The sequence below is a fragment of the Enterobacter wuhouensis genome (genome assembly GCF_004331265.1).
Lineage (GTDB): Bacteria > Pseudomonadota > Gammaproteobacteria > Enterobacterales > Enterobacteriaceae > Enterobacter > Enterobacter wuhouensis.
This window is the reverse complement of the sequence record NZ_SJOO01000003.1, coordinates 33,046-47,355: the sequence shown is the minus strand read 5'-3', so window position 1 is coordinate 47,355 and position 14,310 is coordinate 33,046. Positions and strand designations below refer to the sequence as shown.

Below are 14,310 nucleotides of genomic sequence, written 5' to 3'. Positions count from 1 at the left end.
ATAAATTCTTGTAAAACTAGCTATTCTCTTCCGTTGTGTCGCAAAAGTGTTGCACTCCTTAGCCAATGCGAGCCAACGCACCAACCTTTCAAACGACGAGTTAGAGGAAAATGGAAAGAAAAATTCCGCAGCCTTTAGTGTCAGTTGTAGCCGATCACATATCATCCGTAGAAACCCACGCTGGGTTAGATAGTCTTTTTTTCTATGCCGATGCTCCGGGACATGCTCCCGAAGGTTCAAAGCATGTAAAAGCTTTAGAATGGTTACGTAGAATTAATAAAGAATGCGAAGACCCTTTATCGATACTCGGCAAGTTGAATGAGGAGTATCTGACGGTTGAGCAGATTGATAAGCTTTTGGAGGAATGCCGCCGCAGTTCTGCTAGAGATTTAGAGATGATTGTCAAAATTAGTCTCGCTACGGGCGCTCGCTGGAGCGAGGCGGAAAATTTAAAGAGAAGCCAAATAACAGCTGGAAAAGTAACTTTTATAAAAACTAAAGGTAAGCGCAACCTTACCATTCCGGTAACATCAGAAATCATAGCGGAGCTCCCCAAAAAGAACGGTTCTCTTTTTAAGTCATGCTATTACGCCTTTAGATCAGCCCTTGAACGCGCAGGGATAGAATTGCCTGCTGGCCAATCCACGCACGCTTTGAGACACACTTTTGCATCTCATTTTATGATGAATGGAGGGAACATTATTGTTCTTCAGCGCCTACTTGGGCACACAGATATAAAAATGACAATGCGTTATGCGCAATTTGCACCAAACCACTTAGACGAAGCATTAAAACTTAATCCCTTAGCAAACTAGTTAAAATTAAGGTTAACGCGTGAAAAAAACCAACCTAGAAAGTTATTTGAGTTACTACCTATCTTTGAATGCCCCCGGATTTGCCGTTTTAGTAACTGGCGAATGGGGATCTGGTAAAACACATCAGGTTCTTAAAGCAATCCCTGCTAATCTTCAATGCCATGTCAGCTTATTCGGTATTAATAACTCCCAAGAAGTTTATAGTACTGTTTTTTCAAAAATGTATCCCGGAAAGAACTATGCAAAAAAAATACTTGATATGACAAAAGAAGTTTCAAGTGAAGTCGGCGGGGTTACTTTCGGTGCTGGAAGTATAATCAGTAACATGTTAGGGCCATTAATAAAACAGACAGTTAATAAAGAAAAAGTATTAATATTTGATGATCTCGAACGCTGTACAATTCCAAACAATGATATTTTAGGGGTGATTAATCAGTACGTCGAACATCATCAATGTAAAGTTATAATTTTAGCTCATGACATAAAAACCCATCATGAATTTATCAAAACTAAAGAAAAAATTGTCGGACACACTATAAAAATAGAACCTCAAATCGATGAGGCAGCAGTATCTTTCTTTAAAGAAAATCAGAATCTTAATAACTACTCACACGCCAAATCATTGATATTAGAATCATTTAAAAAATCCAATTGCCATTCATTAAGAATCTTGAAATGTGTTATTAGTGATTGCAGTAGACTTCTTAAGTGTCTCGAGCCGGCGCATATTAAAAACACTTTAGCAATGCAAGCTCTTTTTAATTATTTCTGTATACTCAACATTGAGTTTAGACTTGGCAACCTTAATGCAAATGAAATCAGGATATTGCCAAAAAATCAGTTAGAATATATTGCATTTAAAAGCAAGAGTGAAAAAGCAAGTGAAGATGAAAAAAAGAAAAATGAGAATATATTAAAATTTATTGATAAATATTCCATGGAAGAAATTAGAAATCCATCTTTGAACAATGAACTTTTAGGCTATATTTTTGACTCAGGTAGATATCCTGTAAGAGAAATAACCAACTCAATTAATATATCCAAGTATTTCTTTCAAAGAATTAAACATCCTGCTTGGGTAAAAATAATTAATTTTGACAATTTGGAAAGCGAAATAGTAAGATTAGCAATTGAGGAAATGTTTGATGATTTTAGAAATTTTAAAGTCACGGATATTGAAGGTATGATGCACTGCTTCTGCTTAACTTATATGCTTTCAGAAATACAAGAAATTAACATGAGTTTCGATGAAATATATTCATTCCAATGTAATTATATTGATGGGCTTTTAGAAAAAGGATTGCTGCAGCCAGAACCATTAGTATACAACCCATTCGCAGATAGTATCTACACAAGGGCGAATTCATATTCCTACTGGATTAAAGATACTTATCAAAAGTATATTAGTGATTTAATTTCTTATCTTAAAAAATCAAGAAAATTAAGCCAGATAAACAAAAGACCAGAATATGCTAAAGAAATCTTGTGTGCGCTTGATCAAGATATAGAGCATTTTAAGTTCCTTCTTCTCGGGGATGGAAAACAGTCGGGAAAATATTCAACAATTGATATACTGAGTCAAATCGCTCCCGAAGAATTTGTAATTCATTGGCTGACGCTTCCTGTTGAAAACTGGGACAGAATCTCTTCTATCCTATTATCTAGGCATTCAAATGTTTCAACACATCAAATGCTTTACAGCGAAAAATTATGGTTGTGTGAGGTTAATCTATACCTGTTGTTTGAAGCAAAAATGAACAGAGGGATCGATCGTGCTCGCATTGAACGGCTTTTTCCCTACAGAGCACTTTCAGAAATTTAGTGTCGCAAAAGTGTCGCTTGAACTTAAGAATACTGGCTAATATTGGTGTATATTGGTTTATTTAACTCACTGATTTACACATAAATTATTGTTTATACTTAAGTAATCATGGTTCTCATAATCTCTTGGTCGTTGATTCAAACCCAACAGGGGCCACAAGATACAGCAAGGGCTGGCGAGAAATCGTCGGCCCTTTTGTTTTTCTTGGCGATACTCCACAGAGAAAGAGGAGTTGCTGTGCTCTCCCATCCAGAAGGATCGCAAAATACCTACCACTCCTTCACAAACCCTAAAAACTAAAGAAATCCCCCATCGCGCCGATCATCATCCGTGTGTATTATTTCCTGTAGTTTTTACAACAACTAACCTTAACTCAAATACTTAAGCGCCAGAGCAAAAGGCATCATGAGCACACCGATCAAACGGCTAGAAATCATTAAAAATGCCATCGAACTGGAAGATGACGACATCATCCAGAGCCAGCTGACGCGGCTGAAAAATGAAGCGTTTGACGATGAGCTACAGGCAATCGTCGTGGCGCTTGAGCAGAAGAACTATACCGCGGCCATCAGGGCCATCACCGCCTGGCTGCAGGGCCAGCGCGCCGTTACCCCGTGGCGCGACCCGCAGGTGGCCGCCAGCAAGATGGAGCTGAAAGCGCTGGAGGAGCGTCTGCGCGATCTGATCGATCGTCGTAACGCCCGCGTCCAACAGCTTGACGAGTTCAACGATCTCTATTTCTCCCGCCTCGGGCCGCTGATGCAGCAGATCCTCGCCCTGCGCAAAACGCTGGCGGAGCTAAACCTGCGTCGTCAGCAGGCGGAGGCGCGTCGTCGGGAAGAGGATTACCGTCGCTGTCAGCACTATATGGCGCAGGCGGTGGAGGTGCTGGCAACGCTTACCCAGCGCTGGCGCGACCTGCCTGCCGATTCCATTCAGGCTGCCGAGGCGCGCAAGCATCTGCAGCAGCAGAGCAACCTCATCGCCAATCTGCTGGCCGAAGCGCTGGAGCTGGAGAGCGGCTTAACGCGAGAAGAAGAGCCGGCACGTCAGGCGCGCGACGAGGCCAACGACGAGTACGAGAAGTATCGCGAACAGCATCACGATGCTGAAGTGCGTCTGCGTAAAGGGAAAGATCTCTCGGAAGAGGATCGGAACGAGCTGAAACGCCTGTGGCGTCAGGCGAGCAAGCTGTGCCATCCGGATCTGGTTGCGGACGATCTGAAAGAGGAAGCCAATACCAGGATGGTGCAGCTCAACCAGGCCAGGCAGCGCGGGGATGTGAAAGCAATCCGTTCACTGGTGGCGCGCCTGCAGCAGGGCTTTGAGCCGCTGATGGCGAGCGACAGGCTGAACGATCTGGAGCGAATCCGCAAAAAAATGGCGCAGGTTCGCGAGCAAATCGACACCCTGGTGAACGAGCTGGCGGAGCTTGAAAAAGAAGAGTCCTGGCTGCTGGTCTCCTCGCTGAACAATATGGAAGCCTACTTTGCCCAGCAGGAGAAGGCGCTGAACGAGGTCCGAGCCTCGCTCGAACATCAGGTGAGCGAAGCGCAGCTGGAGTCCGCCGCCTGATTATTTGGCGTGCCAGTATGCGCTGGCACGCACCAGCTGATGATCGATCGCCTCGGTTTCAAACTGACGGCTCAGGTTTTTCACCACCTTCCCTTCTCCGGTCAGCCAGATAAAGTAATCCGCCTCCGGCACGACCAGCGTCGCCAGATGGTCCGCTACCGCCTGTTCGCTATGGCCCACAACCCAGGTGATGTTAAATTCGCTCAGGTGCGCCAGATAGTCCTTATAAGACGCATCGCTGACGGTCACCACCGCATGAACGTCCGGGCGCACCGGCAGTTTTGCGATGCCTTCTAAACGGCGGCGCAGCGCGGGCATGCCGGACTCATCGCAAACGTAGAGCTGCCAGGCGTAATCTTCCGGCACCACCAGCGATCCGCGCGGGCCGCCAATAGTGAGCTTGTCGCCGGGCTTCGCCGCAAGCGCCCAGCTGCTGGCAATGCCGCCGTCATGCACATAGAAATCCAGCACCAGTTCATGCTTCACCTCATCGTACAGCGGCGTATAGTCACGCGCCTGCGGACGCACGCCTTCGCCCCAGTCGATGCCGTCCTCGGTCACCACCGGCGGCACAAAGGTCGTGCCCGGTGCCGGGAAAAAGACCTTTGTGTGATCGTCAAAGCCGCGGGAGCTAAACCCTTCCAGCGCCTCGCCGCCGAGAACGATGCGCTGGAAGCCCGCGCTGACGCGCTCAACGCGGAGCACGTTCAGCTCGCGAAAGCGCAGGTCGTTGCGGACACGTTGAGGGTAACGGGTTGATGTCATGTTTATGCCCTTCTCAGGTGAATACGATATATCGAAATTGATTTTTTAATGATAATGATTGCTATTAACCAGGAATGCAAGATCTTTTAGATTGCATCTGAATATATCTACGATATAGTTTAGATATATCAAATTATGAGGTTCACTATGCGACACGAACACGACGGCGGTGGACGCCGACCACGATTTTTTGGCCACGGCGACCTGCGGCTGGTGATCCTGGATATCCTGACGCGCAATGCCAGCCACGGATATGAGCTGATCAAAGAGATTGAGAACCTGACGCAGGGGAACTACACCCCAAGCCCGGGCGTGATCTACCCAACTCTGGATTATCTGCAGGATCAGACGTTTATCACCATTACGGACGAAGAGAACGGGCGTAAGAGAATTGCGATAACCGCTGAAGGGCAGCGCTGGCTGGATGAAAACCAGGAACAGCTTGAGCAGATTCAGGAACGTATCAAAGCGCGTTCCGTGGGGTTCCAGCTACGCAAAAACCCGCAGATGAAGCGGGCGCTGGATAACTTCAAGGCGGTGCTGGATTTGAAGGTGAATCAGGGAGAGCTCAGCGACGCGCAGCTAAAGCAGATTATCGGCGTAATCGACCGCGCGGCGCTGGAGATCTCCCAGCTGGATTAAGCCAGCGCGTGCTCGCTCACGCGGAAGACGCGTACCAGCGCCTTCAGGTGCATTGCCTGCTCGTTTAGCGAGGCCGCCGCCGCAACGGACTCCTCCACCAGCGCGGAGTTCTGCTGGGTGGTGGCGTCAATCAGGCCAATCGCACTGTTAATCTGCGAGATCCCTTCCGTCTGCTCGTGGCTCGCCTGGCGGATTTCGCGCAGAATCATATCCATCTCCTCCACGTTGCCAACCATCCCGTTGATCAGCCCGCTGGCTTTCTCAACCAGGTTCATCCCGTCCTGAGTCTGGCTGGTGGAGCTTTCAATCAGCTGGCGGATTTCACTCGCGGACGATGCGCTTTTCTGCGCCAGCTGGCGCACTTCGCCCGCTACCACCGCAAAGCCGCGACCGTGCTCGCCCGCACGCGCCGCCTCGACCGCCGCGTTGAGCGCCAGAATGTTGGTCTGGAAGGCGATGGCGTCGATCAGGTCGATAATGTCGGACATCCGGTTCGACGTATCGTTAATCAGGCGCATTTTGCTGGTCACCTGCTTCATCATCTCGCCGTTGTTTTTGACCACCGTGGCGGCATCGGCAGAGAGGTTGGTCGCTTCACCCGTGTGCGACGCGGTGTTTTTCACCGTCGCGGTGATCTGCTCCATCGAGGCTGCGGTCTGTTCAACGGAGCTGGCCTGCTCTTCCGTGCGCGCGGCCAGATCCTGGTTACCCGCGACAATCTGCGCGGCGGCGCTGGAGATGTTCTCGGAGCCGGTCTGCACCTGCTGCACGATGTCCAGCAGACGGGTTTTCATCTCCATCAGCGCGGCGAGCAGCAGGCCGGTTTCATCTTTACCGTGGGAGCGAATGCTGCCGGTCAAATCGCCTTCGGCAATGGCTTCCGCAAAGCTCACCGCCTGGCCCAGCGGACGGGTGATGGAGCGCACGATAAACCAGCCGATCAGGCTGCCCACCGCCACGCTGAAGAGGGTGATCAGGATCAGCAGCAGGCGATTAGTACGGAAGTCGCCGTCCACCTGCGCGCCTGCGCTCTGCATCTCGCTGTTTTGAATGGCAATCAGCGCCTGCACTTTCGCTTTGTAAGCCTGCTGCACGGCAATCGTGTTGGTCATCATCTCCTGGATGGCTCCCGCACGATCGTTATTCTGCACCGCCTGTAAAATACGGTAGCGCGAGTCCAGGTACTGCTGGCGCACGTCGCGGATATCCGCCAGCACCTGCTGTGATTTTGCATCATGCAGCGCGTTGTTCAGCTCCCCCAGGATCACCGTAATGCGCTCGCTGATCTCTTTTAAGCGCTGCTGGGATTGCGCCGTGTACGTGCCCTGTTCGTCAAGCAGCATAAGCTGCTGGGTGCTAATAAATTCCTGGAAGTTGTCGATTAGCTGGTTGGCTTTTACCGTAGTCGGGTAGTCGCTGCTAATGATGGTTTGCATCCCGTTGTTTGCCCGGTTCAGGCTCAAAAGGGATAAGCTCGCGCTGACGATCATCAGGACAATAAAAAACCCAAACGCCAGAAATAATTTCGTGCCGATCTTTACGTCATGTAAGAACATATTTACTCCATCGATGTGATTATTTCTCAGACGATCGCTGTTATCGGTAATAAAAACGCTAACTTTATGACTTTGATCGTTTTTTTCTTTACCACCATTGATGAACGGGTCAGGAGTGAATAAAAAATCCGGCATTTTTTAGTTATTTAATATTTATTTAACATGCTGACTTATTCAGAAAAACAAAAAGCCGTTTACTCCCGAAGGGAATAAACGGCTTTAGCGAAACCTGAAAAGACTTAATGGAGCACGGTTACCGCATCTTCAAGACGTCCGGCGCGGTGCTTCACCATGGCAGAGATCTGCGCGCTCTCTTCTACCAGATCCGCATTTTTCTGCGTAATGCCGTCCAGTTCCGCCACGGCGCGGGTTAATTCGGACAGCCCGGTCGCCTGCTCAGACGTGGCGTTGCTAATCTGCGCAATCAGCTGCGTGACGTTTTTCACCTGCTCAACGATGTCGTCCATGGTGCGGCCCGCCGCATGAACCTGATCGGAGCCGGACTGCACCTTGCTGGCGCTGGCATCGATCAGCTTACGAATATCGTTAGCCGCGTTGGCGCTTCGGCTGGCGAGGTGGCGCACTTCACCCGCGACCACCGCAAAGCCCTTGCCCTGCTCACCCGCCCTTGCCGCTTCGACCGCGGCGTTCAGCGCCAGGATGTTGGTCTGGAAGGCGATGTCGTTAATCAGCGAGGTAATCGAGCCAATCCGCTGGGTGCTGTCGGCAATGTCGTCCATGGTTTTCACCACCGTCTGCATCGCGTTCCCGCCCTTCGTTGCCGCGCTGCTGGCCGCGACGGAGAGCTTGTCCACCTCAGCGGCGGTTTCCGAATTGCTCTGTACCGACGCCGCCATCTGGTTCATTGTCGCCACGGTTTGCTGCACGTTGGTGACGGTCTGACGCGTGCGGTCGTTGAGATCTTCGTTGCCCTGCGCCAGCCTGTCGCTGCCGTCGCGCACGCTCACCACCTGGCTTGAGACGTCATTGATAAGCCAGCGGCACATCAGCCCAAGCTGCCCGACGGCGCGCAGCGTCAGGCCCAGCTCGTCGCTGCGGTTCAGATGCTGCACGCTGTTGCGCTCGCCGGTCGCCACCCTGAGCGCCTGACGGGCCACGTTTTCCACCGGGCGGACAATCTGCTGTTCAAACAGCGCCATGCCCAGCAGCATGACAACGGCGGCGGCCGCATAGGAAGCCCAGGCCGCAGAGGTTGCCGCCAGCGTGGCTGCCAGCGCCACGTACATCACCGCCATGACACCGCGCACCCGCCAGCGCAGCGGCATCCCCGCCAGCCTGCCGAGCCAGCCTTTACGCACCACCAGCCCTTTATGGATGCGTTTATTGCAACGCCCTTCATTCAGGGCTTTATACAAAGGCTCCACGGCTGCAATTTCGTCTGCCGTCGCTTTCGCGCGAATCGACATATAGCCCGTCACCTTTCCGTGGCGCACCATCGGTACGGCGTTGGCGCGAACCCAATAATGATCGCCATTTTTACGGCGGTTTTTGACAATCCCGCTCCAGGGTTCTCCCTGCTGCAGCGTGTACCACATGTCAGCGAAGGCCGCTTTCGGCATATCGGGATGACGTACCAGATTGTGCGGCTGACCAAGCAGTTCTTGCAGGGAGTAGCCGCTCACCTGCACAAAGGTATCGTTGGTGTGGGTCATGTAGCTGTCGAGATCGGTGGTCGACATTAGGGTTGTGTCATCGTCCAGAAGATATTCATTCTGGGTGACGTAGGATGGAGAGGACATGGCGGGCATTCCTTGCAGGTTATTCGAATGTTAATTTTGTGGTTTATTGTTTTTTCGGCGATAACCAATTTATCTTTAGTTGTTAAATTCGATCGAGATCGCAAATTTTAGTTAAACCGCACTTTTTGTGCGTTTTTATAATTAATTGATTTAAAATACTTTCGAGAAGAAATTACCTACAAAGCATTACCTGTTAATGCCCGCTAAAGAAGCATGTAACGCACCACGCTGGTGCAATTGACGAAAGCTGGCATCATCTTCCCGGCCTCTGCGCTGCTCGTTCATCCCGTTTGGCTTGTCCCGGCATGATTAAATATTGTGCAACATAATGTTAACCTGGCGTTTATCCCGATTTTCGTTAAGTCATCTGAAGTGGCGTAATCCCTGCAATACTTAACTCAGTATCATGTGATACGCGATCCCCGGGAGCATATTTTGAACAGGTTACCTTCCAGCGCCTCGGCTCTTGCCTGTACCGCGCACGCACTGAATCTCATTGAGAAGCGAACGCTCGATCATGAGGAGATGAAACAACTTAACCGAGAGGTCATCGACTACTTTAAAGAGCATGTGAACCCTGGTTTTCTGGAGTATCGCAAATCTGTTACCGCCGGCGGGGATTACGGAGCCGTAGAGTGGCAAGCGGGAAGTCTGAACACGCTTGTCGACACCCAGGGACAGGAGTTTATCGATTGCCTGGGTGGTTTTGGTATTTTCAACGTGGGGCACCGTAATCCAGTCGTGGTTTCCGCCGTACAGAATCAACTTGCGAAACAACCTCTCCATAGCCAGGAGCTGCTCGACCCGCTTCGCGCCATGCTCGCGAAAACGCTGGCAGCCTTAACGCCCGGCAAACTAAAGTACAGCTTCTTTAGCAACAGCGGCACGGAATCGGTCGAGGCGGCGCTTAAGCTCGCCAAGGCGTACCAGTCGCCGCGCGGGAAATTCACCTTTGTCGCCACCAGCGGCGCGTTCCACGGCAAGTCCCTGGGCGCACTGTCGGCGACCGCTAAATCCACCTTCCGCAAACCCTTTATGCCGCTGCTGCCGGGCTTCCGCCATGTGCCGTTTGGCGACATCAACGCCATGCGCACCCTGCTGAGCGAATGCCGTAAAACCGGCGACGACGTGGCGGCGGTGATCCTGGAGCCGATTCAGGGCGAAGGCGGCGTGATCCTGCCTCCGCAGGGCTATCTGCCCGCCGTGCGTCAGCTGTGCGATGAGTTTGGCGCCCTGCTGATCTTCGACGAAGTGCAGACCGGAATGGGGCGCACCGGCAAGATGTTTGCCTGCGAGCATGAGAACGTTCAGCCGGACATCCTGTGCCTGGCGAAGGCGCTCGGCGGGGGCGTAATGCCGATTGGCGCAACGGTGGCCACCGAGGAGGTGTTCTCGGTGCTGTTCGATAATCCGTTCCTGCATACCACCACCTTTGGCGGTAACCCGCTGGCCTGTGCGGCCGCGCTGGCGACCATCAACGTGCTGCTGGAGCAAAACCTGCCCGCGCAGGCGGAGCAGAAAAGCGACATGCTGCTGGACGGCTTCCGCCAGCTGGGCCGGGAGTATCCGGACCTGGTGCAGGACGCGCGCGGGAAAGGAATGCTGATGGCAATTGAGTTTGTTGATAACGAAACCGGCTATAGCTTCGCGAGCGAGATGTTCCGCCAGCGTGTGCTGGTCGCCGGAACGCTCAACAACTCGAAAACCATCCGCATTGAACCGCCGCTGACGCTGACGATTGAGCAGTGTGAGCAGGTGCTGAAAGCGGCGCGTAAAGCGCTGGCAGCGCTGCGGGTGAGCGTGGAAGAAGCGTAAACAACGCCGGGTGGCGCTACGCTTACCCGGCCTACTTTTTATCGGTGAAACTCCGCCACCGTCATGGTGAAGCGAAGCACGGTATCACCTTCATTGGCGTAGCCGTGCTTCGCTTCCGTTTTCGCCACCGCCGATGCGCCAGCGTTAACCTGCGTCACCACCTCGTCCACCGTCAGGGTTAACACGCCCTCGTTCACGTGCAGCAGCTCAATGGTTCCCGCCGGGTGCCCCGGAGAGGTAAAACGCTCCCCCGGCTGCATTTCCCATTGCCATAATTCAATCATGTCCGGGCCCGCGGTGCCTGCCAGCAGCCTGGCGTACCCGCCCTGCGCCCCCTGCCACAGCACCGGAATAGCCGCTTCTTCGATAACATGCACCAGCGGCTCGCTGGAGACGTTAACGATATCCGCCACGGAGATGCCGAGCGCGGCGGCCAGCTTGCACAAAATGGCGATGCTGGGGTTGGCTGCGCCCTTTTCGATCTCCACCAGCATCCCTTTGCTGACGCTGGCCCGGCGGGACAGCTCATCCAGCGACAGCTTTTTCTCTTTACGCCAGTTGCGGATGCGGTTCGCCACGGCCAGGCTTACCTGGGCAACATCGGCACCCGAATCAGTCATTATATTGACTTTATCAGTCATTGGTCACTACCATGGTATAAAACAGTCAATACAGGATTATTTATGTCTCTCGTAACGCCGTCAATAGATTCACGACTGGCCGGGATCGCGCCCGGCTTTCGGGCCTTGAGCATTCTGGTTGAAGCCGCGCCGATTATCCATCCGGAGGTTGCGCCCGCCGCGCTGGCGCAGGCCTGCCAGCAGGTGTTGAATGACGATGTACCCTGGGCTGAAGATCATCTCGCCGCCTGGGATGAGGTGTTTAAAGCCTTTGGCGCAAAACCCAAACGCACGCCCTGCTCGGCCGCAGCCCTGCGCAAGCGGGTGATTAAAGACGGCTCGCTGCCGCCGCTCGACCCGGTAGTGGATATCTATAACGCGGTGAGCATTCGCTATGCCATTCCGGTGGGCGGAGAAAATCTCGCGGCCTATTCCGGTGCACCACGACTGACGCTGGCCGCGGGTGATGAAACCTTTGATACCCTGAAAGAGGGCCAGCCGGTGGTGGAATACCCGGATGCAGGCGAGGTTATCTGGCGCGACGACCTCGGCGTCACCTGCCGCCGCTGGAACTGGCGACAGGGGGTACGCACGCGTCTCGATAGCCAGGCGCGATCTATGTGGTTTATTCTCGAAAGCCTGCCGTCGATGCCGTTAGCCGCGCTGGAAGAGGCGGGTGCAGAACTGGTCAATAATCTGCAGCGCATGATGCCCGGCGCCACGGCGCAGGTGCAGCTGCTGGAACTGTAAGAGGACAAAAAAATGTTTCACGGGTTAAGCGCCTTTCCGTTAACGCCCCTGAAAGAGGGGACGTTTGACGAGCGGGCCTTCATCAATCTTCTGCACCCCGTTGTCGACGCTGGCGTGGATTCACTGGGCATTTTGGGCTCAACGGGAAGTTATGCCTATCTGACCGTTGAAGAGCGCAGCCGGATCGCACGCTGCGCGGTGGCGCATGCTGATGACATTCCGGTCATCGTCAGCATCGGCGCATTACGGCTGGACGATATTCTGCGTCTGGCTGACGGCGCGCAATCGGCAGGAGCCTCCGGCGTGCTGCTGGCACCCGTGTCGTACCAGCGATTAACGGAAGACGAAGTGTTTAATCTCTATGAAACGGTGACCCGCCAGATCTCCGTACCGCTGTGCATTTACGATAACCCCGCAACGACCGGTTTTTCGTTTAGCGATGAACTGTTATTTGCCGCCGCGGCCCTGCCGAATATAGGGTCCATAAAGCTTGGCCGCGTGCCGGAGGACCTGTTGCAGGTACGCGCTCGCCTTCCTGAAAACGTCACGCTGGGCATCGCCGGTGACTGGCGAGCGGCCTCCGCCCTGCAGGCCGGGTTTGACGTCTGGTATTCGGTGATGGGAGGATTGTTCCCGCAGGCCGCGCTGGCGATTGCGCGATCGAAAGAGGCGGCGCAGTCCGAGCGGCTTGAGCCGCTTTGGGAATTGTTCCGTCGATACGGCAGCTTACGGGTGGTAGCGGCAGCGGCAGAGATGCTGGGGAAAGTTGAAGCGCCCGCGCTGCCGTTCCCGCTGCAGGCGATACAGGGTGAGCCGCGCGAAGCGCTTGCTGCGATACTTGCGGATCTGGCGCTGGCCTGACAAATGCCGGGTGGCGCTGTCGCTTACCCGGCCTACAAAATCAATACAGCCTCGCCCCGTAGGCCCGGTAAGCGACAGCGCCACCGGGCAAATCCCGCACCACACCGCACCGGTAGGCCCGGTAAGCGCAGCGCCACCGGGCAAATCCGCTACTCCGGCAACAACCCCACAAAACTGCGTTTCTTGCGCGGCTCTGACATCAATTCCTCAAGCTTATCCACGCACGCCAGATAGTGCGGAGTTTGCTTATGCGCCAGCACCGCCTCTTCGTCCTTATAGGCCTCGTAGATAAAGAACCGAGTTTTCACCCTCGGGTCCTGCAATACGTCAAAGCGCAGGTTTCCCGGCTCCTTGATTGCCCCCTCGTGGTTGGCGCGGAATACCTCCAGAAACTCGTCCACCCGCTCGGGCTTGATGTTAATCTCCACCAGCGTCACGTTCATTTTGCTTCTCCCTGTTTTTCTTCCTGCCAGAACTGGAACGCGTCGCGAGCATTCCAGTTCTCGTGAACCACTTTCTTCACCGCCTTCAGCATGGCGAGCGGCGCGCTGGACTGGAAGATGTTGCGCCCCATGTCCACGCCGGATGCCCCCTGGTCAATCGCGCGCCAGCACATCTCCAGCGCCTCGTGCTCCGGCAGCTTTTTGCCCCCGGCAATCACAATCGGCACCGGGCAGCTGGCGGTCACTTTTTCAAAGCCCTCGTCCACGTAGTAGGTTTTGACGAACTGCGCCCCCATCTCGGCGGCGATGCGGCTGGCGAGCGAGAAATAGCGCGCGTCGCGCGCCATCTCTTTGCCCACGCCCGTCACCGCCAGCGTCGGCATGCCGTAGCGCGCGCCAGCATCTACCAGCTTGATGATGTTGTTGATCGACTGATGCTCAAACTCGCTGCCGATGTACACCTGCGCCGCCACCGCGCAGACGTTCAGGCGCAGCGCGTCCTCCATCGCTACCGCCACGCACTCGTTGGACAGCTCGCCCAGAATTGAGTTACCGCCGGAGGCGCGCAGCACCACCGGTTTGTTCGTCGCGGCTGGCACCTGGCTCCTGAGGATGCCGCGGGTGCACATCAGCACGTCGGTTTCGCCAAACAGCGGCGCGATGGAGAGATCGATACGCTCAAGGCCGGTAGTTGGCCCCTGAAAGTAGCCGTGGTCAAAGGCCAGCATCACCGCGCGGTTGCTCAGCGGGTTGAAGATGCGCGCAAGCCTGGACTGCATGCCCCAGTCCAGCGAGCCGCAGCCCTTCAGGGTGTAAGGCACGTTCTGCTGCGGCGTGCCGATGCCAAAATCCTTGCCGTCTTTGATGTCGTCTAAATCAGCCATTT

General features: G+C 53.7%; 12 protein-coding genes and 1 pseudogene. 7 read left to right on the top strand and 6 right to left on the bottom strand.

The genetic code is table 11. The features are described from left to right. Positions 1-326: 326 nt before the first annotated feature. The 3 genes and pseudogenes from E0L20_RS07780 to E0L20_RS07770 all read left to right on the top strand — a co-directional run. Positions 327-815: pseudogene (locus E0L20_RS07780) on the top strand (tyrosine-type recombinase/integrase); the annotation flags it as partial. A 19-nt stretch (positions 816-834) separates the two neighbouring features. Then, positions 835-2,637: a P-loop NTPase fold protein gene (locus E0L20_RS07775; protein WP_131633459.1), complete on the top strand. Its 1,803-nt coding sequence runs from the start codon at positions 835-837 to the stop codon at positions 2,635-2,637. Positions 2,638-3,042: 405 nt separating this feature from the next. Next, positions 3,043-4,212 (top strand): DNA repair protein, encoded by a 1,170-nt coding sequence (locus E0L20_RS07770; RefSeq protein ID WP_131633458.1) that lies wholly within the window; start codon positions 3,043-3,045, stop codon positions 4,210-4,212. Here the strand turns inward: E0L20_RS07770 and E0L20_RS07765 are convergent, their stop codons facing one another. Beyond that, on the bottom strand, positions 4,213-4,977 hold the full coding sequence (locus tag E0L20_RS07765) for a siderophore-interacting protein (RefSeq protein WP_131633457.1): 765 nt from the start codon (positions 4,975-4,977) through the stop codon (positions 4,213-4,215). It lies immediately after the preceding gene. A gap of 147 nt (positions 4,978-5,124) precedes the next feature. On the opposite strand from E0L20_RS07765, the gene E0L20_RS07760 reads away from it, so the two are divergent. Beyond that, the gene (locus E0L20_RS07760; protein ID WP_131633456.1) at positions 5,125-5,619 is read left to right on the top strand and encodes a PadR family transcriptional regulator; all 495 of its coding nucleotides are present in this window, start codon (positions 5,125-5,127) and stop codon (positions 5,617-5,619) included. On the opposite strand, the gene E0L20_RS07755 is transcribed toward E0L20_RS07760, so the two are convergent. Together E0L20_RS07755 and E0L20_RS07750 are read right to left on the bottom strand one after the other, a co-directional pair. Continuing rightward, positions 5,616-7,175: a methyl-accepting chemotaxis protein gene (locus E0L20_RS07755; protein ID WP_131633455.1), complete on the bottom strand. Its 1,560-nt coding sequence runs from the start codon at positions 7,173-7,175 to the stop codon at positions 5,616-5,618. The two genes, E0L20_RS07760 and E0L20_RS07755, sit on opposite strands and share 4 nt — an antisense overlap. A gap of 239 nt (positions 7,176-7,414) precedes the next feature. After that, positions 7,415-8,935: a methyl-accepting chemotaxis protein gene (locus tag E0L20_RS07750; RefSeq protein WP_131633454.1), complete on the bottom strand. Its 1,521-nt coding sequence runs from the start codon at positions 8,933-8,935 to the stop codon at positions 7,415-7,417. A gap of 435 nt (positions 8,936-9,370) precedes the next feature. Between E0L20_RS07750 and ygjG the strand changes: the two genes are divergently transcribed. After that, positions 9,371-10,750: a putrescine aminotransferase gene (gene ygjG / locus E0L20_RS07745; protein WP_207389439.1), complete on the top strand. Its 1,380-nt coding sequence runs from the start codon at positions 9,371-9,373 to the stop codon at positions 10,748-10,750. A 38-nt stretch (positions 10,751-10,788) separates the two neighbouring features. Here ygjG and E0L20_RS07740 read toward each other — a convergent pair whose 3' ends face one another. Next, positions 10,789-11,391: a helix-turn-helix domain-containing protein gene (locus tag E0L20_RS07740; protein ID WP_131633452.1), complete on the bottom strand. Its 603-nt coding sequence runs from the start codon at positions 11,389-11,391 to the stop codon at positions 10,789-10,791. A 42-nt stretch (positions 11,392-11,433) separates the two neighbouring features. On the opposite strand from E0L20_RS07740, the gene E0L20_RS07735 reads away from it, so the two are divergent. Both E0L20_RS07735 and E0L20_RS07730 read left to right on the top strand, forming a co-directional pair. Next, a complete protein-coding gene (locus E0L20_RS07735) occupies positions 11,434-12,120 on the top strand; it encodes a B3/B4 domain-containing protein (RefSeq protein ID WP_131633451.1) in 687 nt (228 codons plus the stop codon). 12 nt (positions 12,121-12,132) lie between these two features. Further along, complete coding sequence (locus tag E0L20_RS07730) at positions 12,133-12,981, top strand: dihydrodipicolinate synthase family protein (RefSeq protein WP_131633450.1); 849 nt, start codon at positions 12,133-12,135, stop codon at positions 12,979-12,981. A gap of 149 nt (positions 12,982-13,130) precedes the next feature. Here E0L20_RS07730 and lsrG read toward each other — a convergent pair whose 3' ends face one another. Then, positions 13,131-13,424 (bottom strand): (4S)-4-hydroxy-5-phosphonooxypentane-2,3-dione isomerase, encoded by a 294-nt coding sequence (gene lsrG / locus E0L20_RS07725; protein WP_003862606.1) that lies wholly within the window; start codon positions 13,422-13,424, stop codon positions 13,131-13,133. Then, positions 13,421-14,308, bottom strand: a complete 888-nt coding sequence (lsrF, locus tag E0L20_RS07720) for a 3-hydroxy-5-phosphonooxypentane-2,4-dione thiolase (RefSeq protein ID WP_131633449.1) — start codon at positions 14,306-14,308, stop codon at positions 13,421-13,423. Before lsrF ends, lsrG begins: the two co-directional genes overlap by 4 nt. Positions 14,309-14,310: the final 2 nt, after the last annotated feature.